This is a genomic window from Microbacterium sp. MMO-56 (genome assembly GCF_037146215.1).
GTDB lineage: Bacteria > Actinomycetota > Actinomycetes > Actinomycetales > Microbacteriaceae > Microbacterium.
The window spans coordinates 20,233-36,268 of sequence record NZ_JBBCVW010000003.1 but is presented as its reverse complement, the minus strand read 5'-3'; the positions used below and the strand labels follow the sequence as shown (position 1 = coordinate 36,268).

Sequence of the window (16,036 nt, the reverse complement as noted above, 5' to 3'; positions counted from 1 at the left end):
ACTCCTCCGTCAGCGCGAGCTGCGGTTGGTCACGCCGGCGATGATGTCGGCGATGAGGTTGCAGATGAAGTAGGTGGCGGCGATCACGAGCACGATGGCCTGCACGACCGGGAGGTCCCGCGTGCCGATCGACTGCGTCAGGAGCGTCCCGAGGCCGGGGTAGTTGTAGACGAACTCCACGACGACGATGCCGCCGAGCGTGGCCGCGACGATGATCGAGGTCGCCTGGATCATGGGTCCCACGGCGTTCGGGAGGGCGTGGCGGAAGAGGATGGTCCGCCGCGTGAGCCCCTTCAGCGTCGCCGTCTGCACGTACTCGCTGGACAGGACGTCGATCATGCTCGCGCGCACGAGGCGGTACAGGTACGTGGTGGCCATGATCACGATCGTGAGCACCGGGAGCACGAGCCGGTCCGGGTACCACCACGGCAGGTGGCCGGCCGGGATGATCGCGACCGGCGGGAAGAGCTTGAACACCGTCGTCCCCAGGAGCACCACGAGGAGCGTGCCGAGGACGAAGTCGGGGAGCGCGTTGAGGATCATCGAGACCCGGAGCGACGCCTTGTCGATCGGGCGGTCGCGCCGCTCTGCGGTCACGACGCCGAGCACGAGCGAGAGCGGGACGGCGATGAGCATCCCGAACACGACGAGGGTCATGGAGTTCAGCAGTCGGCCCGCGAGCACCTGCGAGACCGGCTCGCCGGTCGCGAGCGAGACGCCGAAGTCGCCGCGCAGCGCGCCGCCCAGCCAGTTCAGGTACTGGACGACGAGGGGCTGGTCGAGCCCCAGCCGCTCGCGCAGGACGGCGACCTGCTCGGCCGTCGCGTCGCGCCCGAGGATGACGCGCGCCACATCGCCGGGGAGCGCCTGCGTCGCCAGGAAGACCAGGATGGACACCGCCAGCAGCACGCCGATCCCGATCGCGATGCGTCGCAGGATCCAGCCCGCAGAGGCGGACCCCCTGCGACGCCGGCGGGGAGCCGACGTCGCAGGGGTCAGTTCGTCACTGATGATCATCGGGCTGGTCAGTGCTCGATCGTGACGTCGTTGATGCGGGCCGCGCCCTCGCCGGTCGAGTCCTCCTGAAGACCCTTCACGGCGTCGGAGTAGGCGCTCAGACGGTTGACGAAGCCCCAGATGATGTTGCCGCCGGACTGGTACTCGACCTCCTTCATCTTGAGCTCGACCTGGCAGCGCGCCGCGTCGTCGGCCGTCGCGAACGCCTCCGCGGCGAGCGCGTTGTAGGTCGCGTCGTCCCAATGCGTCTCGTTCGCCGAGCCGCCCGGCAGCAGCGTGCGCGCCGCCAGCTGCAGGTACGGGCCGGAGAAGAAGTCGACCGCGAACGTCCAGTTGCCCTGGTTCTCCAGGTAGGCGGCCTCCTCGTAGGTCTTGGCCGTCACGGTGATGCCCGCCTTGGCCGCCTGCTCGGCGAACACCTGCGCGGCCTCGACCATCCCGGCGGTGCCGTTGACGGTGGCCAGCTCGATGCTGAGGTTGCTCTGTCCGGCCTCGGCGAGCAGCGCCTTGGCCTTGTCGATGTCCTGCTCGCGCTGCGGCACGTCGGGGTCGCCGCAGCTGGAGTAGCGCCCGACGTAGTCGTTGGCGACCACGCCGTATCCGTTCAGGGCGACGTCGACCATCTCCTGACGATCCGCGATGAGTCGGAAGGCCTCCCGGACACGCGGGTCGTCGAAGGGCGCGACATCGGTGCGCATCGCGAGGTTGATGTAGAGATCGCTCGGGCTGTTCAGGATCTTCACCCCGGACGTCGTCTCCAGCGCGGGCGCCTCGTTCAGCGGCACCGAGTAGGCGATGTCGACCTGACCGCCCTTCAGGGCGTTGATCGCGGCCTCGTTGTCGGCGAAGTCGGTGATGACGACCTCGGCGACCTTCGGCGCGCCGTCCCAGTAGTCGGCGTTGCGGGTGAAGGTGGAGGACTGGCCCGCCGTGAACGTCTGGTAGACGAACGGACCGGTGCCGTCCGGCTTGGCCGGATCGAAGTCGGCGGGCACCATCTTCAGGTACTTGTTGGTCCAGACCTGAGCGAACGGCCCATAGGGCTTGTCGAGCGTCACCTCGACGGTGAGGTCGTCGATCTTCTTGATCCCGTCCTCCGGGATGAACGAGATCTGCGACTTGCCGACGGCGGTGCTGTCGGGGGCGATGATGCGATCGATCGTCGCGATGACGTCGTCCGCCACGAACTGCCGTCCGCTGTGCAGCTTGACGCCGTCGCGGAGCTTGATCGTCCACACGGTCGCGTCGTCGTTCGAGGTGATCGACTCGGCGAGCATGTAGCGCAGCTGCCCCGTGCCGTCGAGTTCGGTGAGGCCGTCGAAGAGCTGGCGGTAGCGGACGACGTCGGCCGACGTGCCCCGCGTGAAGTGGGGGTCGATGCTGTCGGCGGTGCTTCCGGGGACGGCGATGCGCAGCGTCCCGCCGTCATCGGCCGTGGTCGACGCGGGCGGGGCGCACGCCGCCAACGAGACGAGCAGGGCGCCGGCGGCGATCACCGCTCCGATGCGCCGCAGGGAAAGGGGAGAGGACACGATGTCTTCCTTCTGGTTGTGGAGTGCAGGTCGGGAACTGACGTGGTGCGTTTCGATGGCGAACGACGTCGTCGGCATCCGCGTGGGGTTCATACTCACACATTCGCCAGCGAAAATTGACACATTTCTGAACTTGTAACATTCCCGAAACCCACGGAGGAATCGCGGCTTGCGGTGATGCGAGAGATGCTCCATGGTGTCCATATGTCAGTTTTCTTTGACTGATGAGAGCCGTGGAAGAGAGAGCATGACCGAGGGCAGCACGCCGAACGACGAAGCACACCGATTCGAGGAGCGCTCGCGGCGGCTCGCCCGCGCGCAGCGGCTGGGCGGCGTGATCACGGCGGACACCGAGGCCGCGCGCCGTCGCGCCGCACGGGTCGACCCGACGCTCCCGCTGAGCGCGTGGACGATGGCGGTGAAGGACAACATCCACGTGGCGGGGCTTCCCAACACGGCGGGAACGGCGGCCCTGCGCGACTTCGTCCCGGACGAGGACGCGCCGGTCGTGCGCATCCTGCGCGAGGCCGGAGCCGTCGTCATCGCCAAGGCGAACATGCACGAGCTCGCCTTCGGGGCGACCTCGAACAACGTCTCGTACGGCGGGGTGCGCAATCCGGTCGACCCCGAACGCTCGCCGGGCGGCAGCAGCGGCGGCACGGCCACGACGGTCGCCGTCGGTGCGGCGCGGATCGGGCTGGGCACCGACACGGGCGGCAGCGTCCGCGTCCCCGCGGCACTCACCGGACTCGTGGGGTTCCGCCCGACCACGGGCCGCTACCCGAGCGGCGGGGTCACTCCCCTGTCGTCCCTCCGCGACACGGTCGGCGTCATGGCCGACACCGTGGCCGACGTGCTCGCGGTCGACCGGGTGCTCGTGCCGCTCGACGTCGACTCCGCCCCGCCCGGTGGGGTCGCGGCGCTCACGCTCGGCGTGCCGACCTCGCGCCTGGCCGATGACCTGGACCCCGCCGTCGCGGCCGCCTGGGAGGCGGGCCTGGCGCGCCTGCGCGACGCGGGGGTGGTCCTGCGCGACGTCGACATCGATGCCGCGATCACCGCGGAGGACAGGTCGGGGCTGTCCGTCGTGCTCGCCGAGGCGCGGCCCCGCCTGGAGAGCTACCTCCGGCGCTACGTCCCCGACCTCTCGATCGAGGGACTGCTCGACGCCGTCGCCGGACCGGACGTCGCCGAGACCGTCGCCCGCTTCATCACCGACGAGGACGAGGTGGCCGCCGTCATGCGCGACGCCGCCGCGGACGTCTCCCGCGCCCGAGCGGCCTACGCCGCCGCCCTGCGCGACGTGGACGCCCTCGTCTTCCCCACGACCCCCGCCACGGCCCAGCTCCTCGGCCAGGAGGACGTCTCGTTCCTCCTCAACGGGCGCCGCGTCGACACCTTCACGACCATGATCCGCAACACCGGGCCGGGGAGCTTCGCGGGAGTCCCGGGCGTCACCCTCCCCCTGCGGGTCGCGACCGGATCGTTGCCGGTCGGGCTCGCGCTGGACGGTGCACGGTCGGCAGATCGCCGGCTGCTGCACGTGGCCGACGTACTCGCGCCGATCGTGGGCTGATCGGCGGCCCGCCCGCGCCGGGATCAGCGACCGAAGCTCTCGGCGACGCGCAGCGACTGCGCATCCGCCTGGGCGAGGTAGTAGTCGAAGCCGGCGGTGCCGTCCGCGCGCACCCGGATCGTCCCCCGTGGGCCGTCGAACGCGAGGCCGTGCAGCTGCGCGGCGACGGCGTCGGCGTGGAGGTCTTCGGAGCGACGCGCCGCCCGGGCCCACAGGTGCAGCGACTCGTACACGCTGACGGACAGGGCCGACGGGGGTGCACTCAGGGCGCCGAAGCCGCGCCGGTACCGCTCCACGAAGGAGCGGTTGGCGGTCGAGTCGAGCTCGTTGAAGTACGACATCGCCGACCAGATGCCGTCTCCGGCCGATCCGAGGTGCTCGACGGTGTTCTCGTCGAGCAGCGCCGAGAACGTCGCGATGCGATCGCGCAGGCCCGCGGCGGCGAAGGCTCGTTCGAACTCGATCGACGCGTAGCCCACCAGGCTCGACAGCACGACGTCCGCCCCGGAGCGCTCGATGTCCGTCAGCAGATCGTCGACGCCCTGGAGGCGCCCCATCGCGAGGTACCGCTCGCCCGCGACGCGCCACCCCCGCGCCGAGAGGATGCCCCGGGCGACGCTGTTGATCTTGCGGGGCCAGGAGTAGTCGTTGCCCAGGAGGTACCACGAGCGCGCGCCGAGGGAGTCGCCCAGGCGCGGCAGCGTGGCGCGGAGCTGGTCGGCCGACGACTCCCCCAGCCGGAAGATGTTCCCCTGACGGACGCCGCCCTCGTTGACGGGCGCGAAGAGGTACAGCTGGTGGTCACGGAGCAGCCTCGGCGCGAGGGCCTCGAGGGTCCGGGACGTGTGCGCGCCGACGATGGCCGCGACGTTGTGCTCCTGGGTGAGGTAGGCCAACGCCGACTGGGCCTTGTCGGGGTCGGTCGAGTCGTCGACGTGGGCGAGACGCAGGGTGCGCCCGGCGATCCCCCCGTCCTCGTTGATCTCGGCCACGGCGAGGCGCGCGCAGTTGACGATGGAGCGGCCGAAGACGCTCGTCTGCCCCGACAGGTCGGTGATCAGTCCCACCACCACGTCGTCGTCGGCGCCCTCGTCCTCCGACGGCATGTCGAGCTGCTGGTTGATCCACCCGATGGCCTCGCCCGTCAGGGTCGAGGTCGTGCGCACGCGCGTTCCGCTGCCGTGGGGGCTGAACGAGAGCACCGTCGTCCCGCTCCACGGGCTCTCGTGCTCGAGCACGATGCGCGTGTAGGGCGTGATCTCGGTGACGCGCGCCGTCCCCCGCGAGACGTCGTCGGGCAGCACCGAGACCGGCAGGCCCGTCTCCAGGAGTGCGCCGACGCGGGCGCTGGAGACCCGGGAGCCGAGGATCCACCCGCCACCGCGCTCGGTGCCGAACAGACCGAAGGTCTCGACCGGGTCCGTGACGAAATGGGTGACGGTCATGTGGAGCAGGTCGCCCATCGCGTCACCCCACCTTCGGCAGGGACCTCGATCGCTCTTCGACCTGTGCGCGCGAGGGTCGCCCGCGACGACGTTCGGTCTCGGCGGCGCTCTCGTCCTCCGACACCACGGAGGTCGAGTAGATGCGCTGCAGGAAGTCCACCGCGCTGCGCGCCTTGTTCGGCCCCAGCGAGTAGAAGCGGTTGCGCCCCTCCTTGACCTCCGAGACCAGACCCGTCTCACGGAGGATGCGCAGGTGCGACGAGACGGCGGTGCGACCGATGTCGGGGAACTGGTCGGCGATCTCTCCGCTGGACATGCGTCCGGCCGAGGAGAGCAGCGCGAGGATCGCCCGACGGCTGGGGTCCATGAGACCCCGGAAGACCTCGTCGGCCTCGCTCATGGCTTCACCTCCCGGCGGATATGTCAACAAACACTAACGCGTCGGGTCGCAGCCGGACAAGGCCGATCCCGCTCAGACTCCGCCGAGCCGCTCCGCGAGGTAGTCGACGAGACCCGACAGCGGGATGCGCTCCTGAGCCATCGTGTCGCGGTCGCGCACCGTCACGGCGTCGTCCTCGAGCGAGTCGAAGTCGATCGTGACGCACAGCGGCGTGCCGATCTCGTCCTGCCGGCGGTAGCGCCGACCGATCGCGCCGGCGTCGTCGAAGTCGACGTTCCATCCGCGCGCGCGCAGCGAGTCGGCGACCTCGCGGGCGAGCGGCGAGAGCCGTTCGTTCCGCGACAGCGGCAGCACGGCGGCCTTGACGGGCGCGAGACGGGGGTCGAGCTTCAGCACCGTGCGGGTGTCGGTGCCGCCCTTGGCGTTGGGCACCTCCTCCTCGCGGTACGCGTCGACGAGGAAGGCCATCATCGAACGGGTGAGCCCGAACGACGGCTCGATGACGTAGGGGACGTAGGTCGAGCCGGAGGCCTGGTCGAAGTAGACGAGCTTCTGCCCGGACGCCTCGATGTGGCTCGACAGGTCGTAGTCGGTGCGGTTGGCGACGCCCATGAGCTCGCCCCACTCCTTGCCGGGGAAGCCGAAGCGGTACTCGACGTCGATCGTGCCCGCCGAGTAGTGGGCGCGATCCTCGGTCGGCACGTCGAACTGGCGCATGTTCTCGGGGTCGATGCCGAGGTCGATGAACCAGTCCCAGCACGCGGCGACCCAGTGCTCGAACCACTCCTGCGCCTCGGCCGGCGGCGTGAAGAACTCGATCTCCATCTGCTCGAACTCACGCGTCCGGAAGATGAAGTTGCCGGGCGTGATCTCGTTGCGGAACGCCTTGCCCACCTGGCCGATGCCGAACGGCGGCTTCTTGCGCGAGGCGGTCAGCACGTTCGCGAAGTTCACGAAGATGCCCTGCGCGGTCTCGGGGCGCAGGAAGTACAGGCCCGACTCGTCGTCCACGACGCCGAGGTAGGTCTTCACGAGGCCGGAGAACGCCTTCGGCTCCGTGTACTGGCCCTTCGTCCCGCAGTTGGGGCACGGAATGTCGGCGAGGCCGTTCTCCGCCGGTCGGCCCTTGCGGGCCTCGAAGTCCTCGATGAGGTTGTCGGCGCGGAAGCGCTTGTGGCAGTGCAGGCACTCCACGAGCGGGTCGGTGAACGTCTCGACGTGGCCGGAGGCCTCCCATACGCGCTTGGGCAGGATGATCGACGAGTCCAGGCCCACCATGTCGCCGCGGCCCCGCACGAAGGTCTGCCACCACTGCCGGCGGATGTTCTCCTTGAGCTCGGTGCCGAGGGGGCCGTAATCCCACGCGGACCGCGAGCCGCCGTAGATCTCACCGGCCTGGAACACGAATCCGCGGTGACGGGCGAGGGCGATGACTTTGTCGAGGCGGGACTGCTCGGCCACAGGTGGCTCCAATGGTCGTGAACGCGCGCGGAGCGCGCAGAGATGAGGGATGCCGGACGCGCCGGCACCCCTCCAGTCTAGTCTTCCGGCGCGCGGGCCCCTCGGAGGGAGGGCGGCCGCCCGAGCGGTGACTAACGTGGGGCGGGTGAGCTCACGCCTCCCCGAGATCCGTCATGTCATCGTCCCCGGGCGCCACCATCTGGTGACCGGATTCCAGGCGGAGTATCTGCGGCGCCTCCTCGCCGGCGACGTGCACGACGAGACCGGTGATCCGATCGCCGTCGCCCCCGACGCGGTCGTCGTCTGGGCGCTCACGAGCGCGAACCACGCGTCGACGCGGCGCAACCCCTTCCCCGCGCACCGCCGGGAGGCGGCGATCGAGATCCTCGCGCACGTGGAGCGGATCCCCTCGATCGTCGTCCCGATCGTCGACGTCGCGCCCACGCCGCGCTTCGCCGAGATCACGCTCAAGGAGATCGCCTACGCGACGGCGGAGCGCGTCTCCCCGCATCCCGAGACGACGATCGTGGCCACCTCGACGCCGCAGGTGGCCGACATGTACCGCGCGCTGGGGTATCGCATCGCCCCGATGGAGCACGGGCATCCCGACGCGCCGCGGACGCCCTGGCAGCTGCTCGACGACCTGATGGCCGGGTCGGACGCCTGGCGCGCCGACGCGCACCCGGCGAGCCTCGACATCGTCGACCGGTACGGCCTCGCCGCGCAGGCGCGCGAGATCGCCGCCGATCCCGTCATCGGCGACGAGCGCGGCCTCACCCAGACGCGCGACTACCGCACGTACAGCCGCGCGTTCGAAGACGCCGCGGAGCACAAGTGGGCGCAGGCGCGCCCCTGGGTCGTGCCGGGCCGCATCGCGGACCTCGGCTGCGCGACCGGCGCGATGCTGGAGCTCGCCGCGCGCGAGCCGTCGCTCGCCGAGTCCGACCTGATCGGCATCGAGGTCGCGCCCGACCTGTTCGCGCAGTGCGAGCACAAGAAGGCGGAGGGCGCCTTCGCCAACCCCAACACGTTCTTCTACCGGCGCAACATCCTCGCCGGCAGGCTCTTCCCCGACCGCACCATCGCCACGACGCTGAGCTTCGCCCTGACGCACGAGATCTACTCGTACGGCGACGGGATGCCCTCGCTCGAGGCCTTCGCGCGGGCGATCGCCGACCACACGATGCCCGGGGGCGTGTGGATCAACTCGGACGTCTGCGGCCCGGACGACCCCGACCGGCCGGTGCGTCTGCACTTCCGGGACGGCGACGTCACGACGGCGGCACGCGAGCTGTCGGGCTCGAACGACGAGATCGCCGCCGCCCTCGACGCCCTCCCGGTCGGCAGCCGGGTCGCGCAGTTCGCGCAGGACTTCTCGGCGCTCAGCGGCACCCCGTGGGGATACGCCGTGCGCGACGAGCGGACGATCGAGCTGCGTCTGGGCGATGCGATGGAGTTCCTCGAGACCGTGTCGTACACGCGCAACTGGCTCTCCGAGATGCACGAGCGGTTCTGCGCCCTGTCCTGGGCGGACTGGCGCACGCTCGTCGCCTCGGTCGGACTCGAGATCGACGAGCGGTCGGGGCCGTGGCGCAACGACTGGCTCGTCGAGAACCGCTTCGCTCCCGCGGCATCCCTCACGGATCTCGCCGACGAGCCGCTCCCGTGGCCGGACACCCACATGCTGCTGGTCGCGCGTCGCCCCCTCGACGCCTGAGGCGCCGGGCTCGGCGAGACCGGCGCGCCCCGCGCGCGGGCGTCACCGCCCGAGTCGCGTCAGCGGCGGCTGCAGCTGGCCGACGGGCCCGGCGCGGAACAGCTGCGCGGGTCGGCCTCCGTCGCGCGAGACCCCGCCGGTCGGCTCGACGAAGCCCGGCGCGCCCGTGATCTTGCGGTGGAAGTTGCGGGGATCGACCGGCGCGCCCCACACCGCCTCGTACACGGCGCGCAGCTGGGCGATCGTGAACTCGGGCGGGCAGAACGCCATCGCGAGGGCGGAGTACTCGAGCTTCGCGCGAGCGCGCTCGACGGCGTCCGCGAGGATCTCCGCGTGGTCGAACGCCAGAGGCAGTGCGCCGCTCTCGACCTCCGCGACCGGCCGCCACCGCGCCGCGCGGGCATCCGATCCGGCGGACGGCTCGGCGAGGTCGGGCGCGAGTGCGAGCCAGGCGACGGTCACGACGCGGCCGCGCGGGTCGCGCCCGGGCGCGCCGTAGGTGCGCACCTGTTCGAGGTGGATGCCGGCGGACACCCCCGTCTCCTCCGCGAGTTCGCGATAGGCGGCGGCCTCGACGTCTTCGTCCGCGAGCACGAAGCCGCCCGGCAGCGCCCAGGCGCCCGCGGACGGCTCGATCCCGCGCTCGACGAGCAGCACGTGGAGCGCACGCTCACGGATCGTCAGCACCGCGAGATCCGCGGCGACCGCGAACGAGAAGGGCTCCACGACGACAGGCTATCTCAAATCGTCATCTTGACGATAACTTGGATCGGAGTTATCGTCAGAGTGACATTAACGCGGAAGAAGGACACCATGGCCACCATCACCACCCGACCGTTCGTGCGCCACCTGAGCGCGACGCCGACGATGCACGTCACCCACCTCCGACGCGGCACGCTGCGTCACGCCGGCGCCGGTCAGGCGTTCTGGTTCCGGGCGCTCGATGCCGCGATCAGCGAGGTCCCGCTCGATGACCGCGAACTCTCGGTCGTCGTGAGCCTGCGCACCGCCGACCTCCAGCAGCTGTCCGCCCCCGCCACGGCGACCTACCGCATCGTGGATCCCGACCTGGCCGCCCGGCGCGTGGACTTCTCGATCGACCTGTCCACCGGGGTCTGGGCGGAGCAGCCCCTCGACGCGATCGCCGCGCCCCTGCACGGGGCGACGACGGCCGCCGTCGTGCACCTGCTGCAGCCGAAGACGCTCGACAGCGCCCTGCGCGCCGACCTGGCCGAGCTCGGCGCCGCCGCCACCGCCATGCTCGCCGCCGACACGCGGCTGGCCGAGCTCGGCATCGCGATCGTCGGGGTGCGTTTCTCGCTGCTGCGCGCCGAGCCCGATGTGGAGCGGGCGCTGCAGACTCCGGCCCGCGAGTCGATCCAGCAGGATGCCGACAAGGCGACCTTCGCCCGGCGGGCGCTGGCCGTCGAGCGCGAGGCCGCGATCGGGGAGAACGAGCTGTCCAACCAGGTCGAGCTCGCGCGCCGCCAGGAGGAGCTCGTCACCGCACGAGGCCGCAACGCCCGGATCGAGGCGGAGCAGGCCGCTGTCGCGGCGCGGATCGCCGTGGACGCCGAGGCCGAGCGCACCCGGACGAACGCCGAGGCGCGGGCCGACGCCGAGCGCGCGCTCGGCGAGGCCGCCGGTGCCGCGGAGCGGGCCCGGATGGCGGCGCTGCAGGGAGTCCCCGTCGAGGTGCTCACCGCCCTGGCCCTGCGCGAGATGGCCGGGAACCTGCCGAGCATCGAGCACCTCACCGTGACGCCCGACCTGCTGACCGATCTCGTCGGTCGCCTGGGTGCCCGTGCCGGAGGTCGCTGACATGGCCGCGCCGCGGGCGGTGATCGTCCACCGCGACAGCGAGTTCACCGAGCTGCTCGCGCGCCACGGGACCCGGGGCCAGGTCGCCTTCTTCCTCGACCAGCGCGGCCAGAGCCTGGCCGCCGTCGAGGACCGGCACGAGCGCACCCGCGCGGCGCTGGCCGACGTCGCCGCGGGCCTCCCCGTCGACTGGAGACGCGCCTCGGTCGAGCGCGGCGAGCTGGCCCGGTTCGTCTTCGAGCCCGACGACGTGATCCTCGTCGTCGGGCAGGACGGTCTCGTGGCGAACGCGGCGAAGTACCTGGGCGCGCAGCCCGTGATCGGGATCGACCCGTTGCCGGGCGTCAACGCCGGCGTGCTCGTGCCGCACACCCCGGTCGCCGGGGTCGCCCTCGTCGAGGCGGCGCACGCCGGCGACGCATCCGTCCGCGAGCGCACCATGGTCCAGGTGCGCACCGACGACGGCCAATCCCTCACGGCGCTCAACGAGGTGATGATCGGCCAGCCCGGGCATCAGTCCGCGCGCTACACCCTCGACGTCGCGGAGCGCCGCGAGCGGCAGTCGTCCTCGGGCGTCATCGTGGGGACGGGGACCGGAGCCACCGGATGGTGCGCGTCGATCGCCCGCATCCAGTCCCCCGGCCTGGCCCTGCCCGCTCCCACCGACCGGGCGCTCGCGTGGTTCGTCCGGGAGCCGTGGCCCTCGCCGAGCACGGGCGCGGGCCTGCTCGCCGGGCGGCTCGACGCGGGAACGCCCGGCGCCTGGCTGACGCTGCGCGTCGAGTCCGACCGGCTCGTCGCGTTCGGCGACGGCATGGAGGACGACCGGCTCTCCCTGTCGTGGGGTCAGAGCGTGAGCATCACCCTGGCCGAGCGCACCCTGCGGACGGTCGACGGCGCGTCGCGCCCGCTCAGGGAACGCGCTGGAAGAGCCCGTCCAGCAGCGACTGGTAGTACCCCGGCGTGACCGCGATCGGCCCCGAGTAGGGACGGTCGAATCCCGCGATCGCATAGAGCAGCAGCGCGACGAAGACGGCGATGAGCCCGACCATGATGAGGTGGATGCGGATGTCGCGCACCTGGATGAGGGAGAGCAGGATCGCGTTGAGGATCGCCCCGACCCAGAGCACGGTCCACAGGATGCTCGGCAGGGCGAGGTCGGTCACCTCGATCCGCTGCCGACGCTCCCCCACGAAGGTGTCGAAGGACTGCAGCGTCTGAGCCTGGACGTTGATCTCGCGCGGATCGGCGGGGATGAACCCCGTGATGGCCTGCTGGATCGCGGTGACGTCGGCATCGCCCGACACCGGCTCGATCAGCCGGGCCTGCTGCGGCCAGTCATCCTCGACGACGTTGGTCGTGTAGGCGATGAGCGCCTCACGCAGCTCCGTCCGCTGGGGTTCGGGGACGTTCTCCGCCGAGCGGTACAGCACGGCGATCGACGACGACTCGTCGAGGGCGACCTGGTCGACGTCGGCGTAGGTCGCGTAGGAGGCCGCCGCGATCAGCGCCAGCGTGACGCCGTAGAACACGCCGTACGCGCCCACGGCATAGCTGAGCACCCGGTCCCATTCCGACCCCTCGTGCGCCATGCGGGCGACCCACCGTCGCAGCGCGAGCAGGATGAGGCACGACAGCCCGACGAAGGCGACGCAGAAGACGGTGAGCCCCAGCCACAGGGGCGCGTCCATGAGCGAGACGATCATCGGGCCGGCGCCTCCGGATCGTCAGCTGACGAAGCGGATCGAGAGGGGATAGGTGTACCACTCGCCCCGGTTCGCGCGCACCGCGGCGACGATCGAGAACACGATGTTGACGACGTAGACCGCGAGGAGGATGAGCAGACCGATGCCGATGACGAGGAGGACGCTGCCGACGAGCGAGGCGAGGAGCATCGTCAGCTGGAAGTTCAGCGCGGCGGCGGTGTGCGCGCGGACGAACGGACCACGGTCCTTCAGGACGAGATACCCGATCAGCGACGGCAGGAAGTAGAAGATGCCGCCGATGTGGATGAGGGTCGCCCACATCTTCTCGTCCGCCGGGCTCATGGGCTGCGGGGCGGAGTAGGCAGGAGGAGTCGGGGAGGCGGGGTTCGGCGGAGGGGTGGTCATGCCGTACAGCCTAGGGGCGGGGACCCGCATCGATCACGGGGGCTACCCCGACATCCGTGGGCGATGTCCCCCGTGCGAGGGAGGCGACCGGAAGCGAGGACCCGATACGGTCGAAGGACATCGATAAGGAAGTGGGTACAGCACGTGGAGATTCTCGCCGCCGGAGGAGCCTTGGTGGTCATCGGCATCACCGTCGTCGCCGCCATCGTCCTCCTGATCTTCCTCCTCATCATGGTGCGCGCGTGGTACAAGGTCGCCAAGGCCGACCAGGCGCTCGTCGTGGTCGGCAAGAGCCAGAAGAGCGCATCCGGGGAATCGTCGCGCATCTCGGTGATCACCGGCGGCGGCGCGCTCGTGAACCCTCTGACGCAGCGCGCCGAGATGATCTCGCTGCGCGCCCGGCAGATCAAGATGGAGCCGACGGCACAGGCATCCAACGGCGTCACCGTGAACGTGTCGGGCGTCGCGCTCGTGAAGATCGGCTCCGACCCCGAGTTCGTGCGGCGCGCCGCGGAGCGGTTCCTCTCCCAGGACGGTGCGATCGAGCAGTTCACGACCGAACAGCTCGAGGGCGCCCTGCGCGGTGTCGTGGCCACGCTGACCGTCGAGCAGCTCATGAAGGACCGCCAGAAGCTGTCGGACCAGATCGCCGAGGGCATCAAGAGCGATCTGCTCGCTCAGGGACTCATCCTCGACTCGTTCCAGATCCAGGGCATCACCGACAAGAACGGCTACATCGACGCGCTGGGCGCGACCGAGGTCGAGCGCGTGCGGCGCGAGGCGGACGTCGCCCGCATCAACGCGGCCCGCGAGGTGCGCGCCCGCCAGATCGCCACCGACGAGCAGAACCTCGTCGAGCAGACCGCGTTCGACAAGAACTCCGCCGCGGCCGCGGCAGAGGTCGGACGCGCGCGCGCCGAGGCCGACCAGGCGGAGGCGCTGGCCCGCGCCGAGCGCGAGCAGGCGGTGCTCCTGCAGGGTGCGGAGAACAAGCAGGCGCAGCTCGACGCCGACATCAAGAAGGTCGCCGACGCCGACCTGTACCAGCGTCAGCGCACGGCCGACGGTACGGCGTACGGCGAGGTCAAGGCGGCCGAGGCGCGTGCCCAGATCGCCGCGCAGGAGGCGGAGGCCACCCGGCTGCGCGCCCAGGCCGAGGCCGACGCGGTGCGCCTCGTCGGTGAGGCCCGCGCCGCCGCGATCGAGGCGGAGGCCGAGGCCCTCTCCAAGAACCAGGAGGCGCTGCTCGCGCAGCGTGCGCTGGAGGCGCTCGTGCCGATGATGACCGAGTTCGCCCGCGGCTTCGACAAGGTCGGCTCGATCACGGTGCTCGGCGGCGAGGGCGCGTCGAGCCACATGGCGGCCGAGTCCGCCTCGAGCATGCGCGCGAGCTTCGACGCGATCGAGGCCGCCACCGGCATCGACCTGCGTCAGGTCATCCAGGGCCAGGCCACGGGGCGCGGCGTCGCGCAGGGGATGCGCGCCGATGCGGACACCCCGGTCGTGCGTTCCGAGGACGCCGCAGTCGAGAGCTGACCCCGGGGTGCGGCCCGGCGCGCGTTCTGCCGGGCGCGCGTTCACAACTCCGGAATCGGTGCGCGCGCCGGGCCCCTGGTGCCCCGGGGGCGCCCTTCGGGGCCGCTCTTCCGGAGTTGTGAACCGCCGCCCGGCCGGGTGCTGGCCCGCCGGGCGGGTCAGCGGCCGGGCGGGGCGGCCCGCCGGGCGGGTCAGCGGGTCAGCTCGATCCACGGTGGCGTCGTCGAGGGCGACCGGATCGATCTCGATCCCGATCCCGGGAGCCGTCGGCACGCGCACGTGGCCGTCCTCGAGCTGGATGGGCTCGGTGACGATGTCGCGGGTGTAGAACCGGTCCGACGCGGACACGTCGCCCGGCAGGGTGAACCCCGGCAGGGCGGCGAGGGCCGCATTGGCCGCGCGCCCGATGCCGGTCTCGAGCATCCCGCCGCACCAGACCGGGATGCCCGCGGCCCGGCACAGGTCGTGGACGCGCACCGCCTCCAGGTAGCCGCCCACGCGCCCGGCCTTGATGTTGATGACGGATGCCGCCCGCAGCGCCAGCGCGTCGGCCGCCGCCTTCGCCGAGACGATCGACTCGTCGAGGCAGACCGGAGTGCGCAGCCGCGCGGCGAGGGTCGCGTGGTCGACGATGTCGTCCTCCTGCAGCGGCTGTTCGATGAGCAGCAGGTCGAACCGGTCGAGCTCGGCGAGAGTGTCGGCGTCGTCGAGTGTGTAGGCGGAGTTCGCGTCGACCTGCAGCGGGATCGCGCCGAACGCGTCCCGCACCGCGGCGGTGTCACCGATGTCCCGCCCGGGTTTGATCTTGATCTTGATGCGGACGTACCCCTGGTCGAGGTACCCGCCCACCGCGTCGACGAGCGCGGCGGGGTCGCGCTGGATGCCGACGGAGACGCCGCTGGGCACCCGGTCGACGCGTGCGCCCAGATACTCCCCGAGCGGCCGCTCCTCGGCACGCAGCGCCGCATCGAGCACGGCGAGTTCGAGCCCCGCCTTGACCATGCGATGGCCGACGACGGGTCGGAGGATCCCCGCGACGCCCTCGGGTGCGAGGACGTGCGCGTCGAGGAGCGCGGGCACGAGGAAGCGGCGGGCGACGTCCCACGCCCCGTGCGTGTACTCGCTCGAGTACAGCGGCGCCTGCTGGGTCACGATCTCGCCCCAGCCGTCGCCGTCGGAGGTGCGGACGCGCACGACGATCACCTCGCGCACCGTCTCGGTGCCGAACGAGGTCGTGAACGGGGAGACGAGCGGCAGGTGCAGCACCCGCAGCTCGACGGCCTCGAGGCGGACGACGGAGGCGGGTCGGTCGATCGGCATGGGGTCAGGCTACGCCCGGGTCGTCCCGGGGTCAGCGGACCGCCCGCGGCGCAGCCCAGCGGGGCGGGTCGATGTATGTCGCGCGGCGCAGGGCGCGGGG

General features: G+C 71.3%; 13 protein-coding genes and 1 pseudogene. 5 read left to right on the top strand and 9 right to left on the bottom strand.

What is annotated here, in order from left to right:
* Positions 1–9 precede the first annotated feature (9 nt).
* On the bottom strand, positions 10–1,017 hold the full coding sequence (locus tag WFI00_RS03450) for an ABC transporter permease (RefSeq protein WP_336630588.1): 1,008 nt from the start codon (positions 1,015–1,017) through the stop codon (positions 10–12).
* Positions 1,018–1,025: 8 nt separating this feature from the next.
* The gene (locus WFI00_RS03445) at positions 1,026–2,549 is read right to left on the bottom strand and encodes an ABC transporter substrate-binding protein (protein ID WP_336630587.1); all 1,524 of its coding nucleotides are present in this window, start codon (positions 2,547–2,549) and stop codon (positions 1,026–1,028) included.
* 247 nt (positions 2,550–2,796) lie between these two features.
* On the opposite strand from WFI00_RS03445, the gene WFI00_RS03440 reads away from it, so the two are divergent.
* The gene (locus tag WFI00_RS03440; RefSeq protein ID WP_336630586.1) at positions 2,797–4,125 is read left to right on the top strand and encodes an amidase family protein; all 1,329 of its coding nucleotides are present in this window, start codon (positions 2,797–2,799) and stop codon (positions 4,123–4,125) included.
* A gap of 23 nt (positions 4,126–4,148) precedes the next feature.
* Here the strand turns inward: WFI00_RS03440 and WFI00_RS03435 are convergent, their stop codons facing one another.
* The 3 genes from WFI00_RS03435 to WFI00_RS03425 all read right to left on the bottom strand — a co-directional run bounded on the left by WFI00_RS03435 (position 4,149) and on the right by WFI00_RS03425 (position 7,431).
* Positions 4,149–5,588, bottom strand: coding sequence for a substrate-binding protein (locus WFI00_RS03435; RefSeq protein ID WP_336630585.1), 1,440 nt, complete (start codon positions 5,586–5,588; stop codon positions 4,149–4,151).
* A gap of 4 nt (positions 5,589–5,592) precedes the next feature.
* Positions 5,593–5,970 carry an ArsR/SmtB family transcription factor gene (locus WFI00_RS03430; RefSeq protein WP_336630584.1) on the bottom strand — a complete coding sequence of 126 codons (378 nt, stop codon included), beginning with the start codon at positions 5,968–5,970 and terminating at the stop codon, positions 5,593–5,595.
* 72 nt (positions 5,971–6,042) lie between these two features.
* Positions 6,043–7,431 carry a glycine--tRNA ligase gene (locus tag WFI00_RS03425; RefSeq protein ID WP_336630583.1) on the bottom strand — a complete coding sequence of 463 codons (1,389 nt, stop codon included), beginning with the start codon at positions 7,429–7,431 and terminating at the stop codon, positions 6,043–6,045.
* A 145-nt stretch (positions 7,432–7,576) separates the two neighbouring features.
* Between WFI00_RS03425 and WFI00_RS03420 the strand changes: the two genes are divergently transcribed.
* Positions 7,577–9,148: a class I SAM-dependent methyltransferase gene (locus tag WFI00_RS03420; RefSeq protein ID WP_336630582.1), complete on the top strand. Its 1,572-nt coding sequence runs from the start codon at positions 7,577–7,579 to the stop codon at positions 9,146–9,148.
* A gap of 42 nt (positions 9,149–9,190) precedes the next feature.
* Here WFI00_RS03420 and WFI00_RS03415 read toward each other — a convergent pair whose 3' ends face one another.
* Positions 9,191–9,874 (bottom strand): NUDIX hydrolase, encoded by a 684-nt coding sequence (locus WFI00_RS03415; protein WP_336630581.1) that lies wholly within the window; start codon positions 9,872–9,874, stop codon positions 9,191–9,193.
* Positions 9,875–9,961: 87 nt separating this feature from the next.
* On the opposite strand from WFI00_RS03415, the gene WFI00_RS03410 reads away from it, so the two are divergent.
* Positions 9,962–10,969 (top strand): SPFH domain-containing protein, encoded by a 1,008-nt coding sequence (locus WFI00_RS03410; protein WP_336630580.1) that lies wholly within the window; start codon positions 9,962–9,964, stop codon positions 10,967–10,969.
* Complete coding sequence (locus WFI00_RS03405; protein WP_336630579.1) at positions 10,953–11,936, top strand: hypothetical protein; 984 nt, start codon at positions 10,953–10,955, stop codon at positions 11,934–11,936. Before WFI00_RS03410 ends, WFI00_RS03405 begins: the two co-directional genes overlap by 17 nt.
* Here WFI00_RS03405 and WFI00_RS03400 read toward each other — a convergent pair.
* Positions 11,881–12,675, bottom strand: a complete 795-nt coding sequence (locus tag WFI00_RS03400; RefSeq protein ID WP_336630578.1) for a bestrophin-like domain — start codon at positions 12,673–12,675, stop codon at positions 11,881–11,883. The two genes, WFI00_RS03405 and WFI00_RS03400, sit on opposite strands and share 56 nt — an antisense overlap.
* A gap of 21 nt (positions 12,676–12,696) precedes the next feature.
* The gene (locus WFI00_RS03395) at positions 12,697–13,017 is read right to left on the bottom strand and encodes a DUF4870 domain-containing protein (RefSeq protein ID WP_336630832.1); all 321 of its coding nucleotides are present in this window, start codon (positions 13,015–13,017) and stop codon (positions 12,697–12,699) included.
* Positions 13,018–13,254: 237 nt separating this feature from the next.
* On the opposite strand from WFI00_RS03395, the gene WFI00_RS03390 reads away from it, so the two are divergent.
* A complete protein-coding gene (locus WFI00_RS03390) occupies positions 13,255–14,616 on the top strand; it encodes an SPFH domain-containing protein (RefSeq protein ID WP_442928293.1) in 1,362 nt (453 codons plus the stop codon).
* Positions 14,617–14,814: 198 nt separating this feature from the next.
* On the opposite strand, the pseudogene menC reads toward WFI00_RS03390, so the two are convergent.
* Positions 14,815–15,936: pseudogene (gene menC / locus WFI00_RS03385) on the bottom strand (o-succinylbenzoate synthase); the annotation flags it as partial.
* Positions 15,937–16,036: the final 100 nt, after the last annotated feature.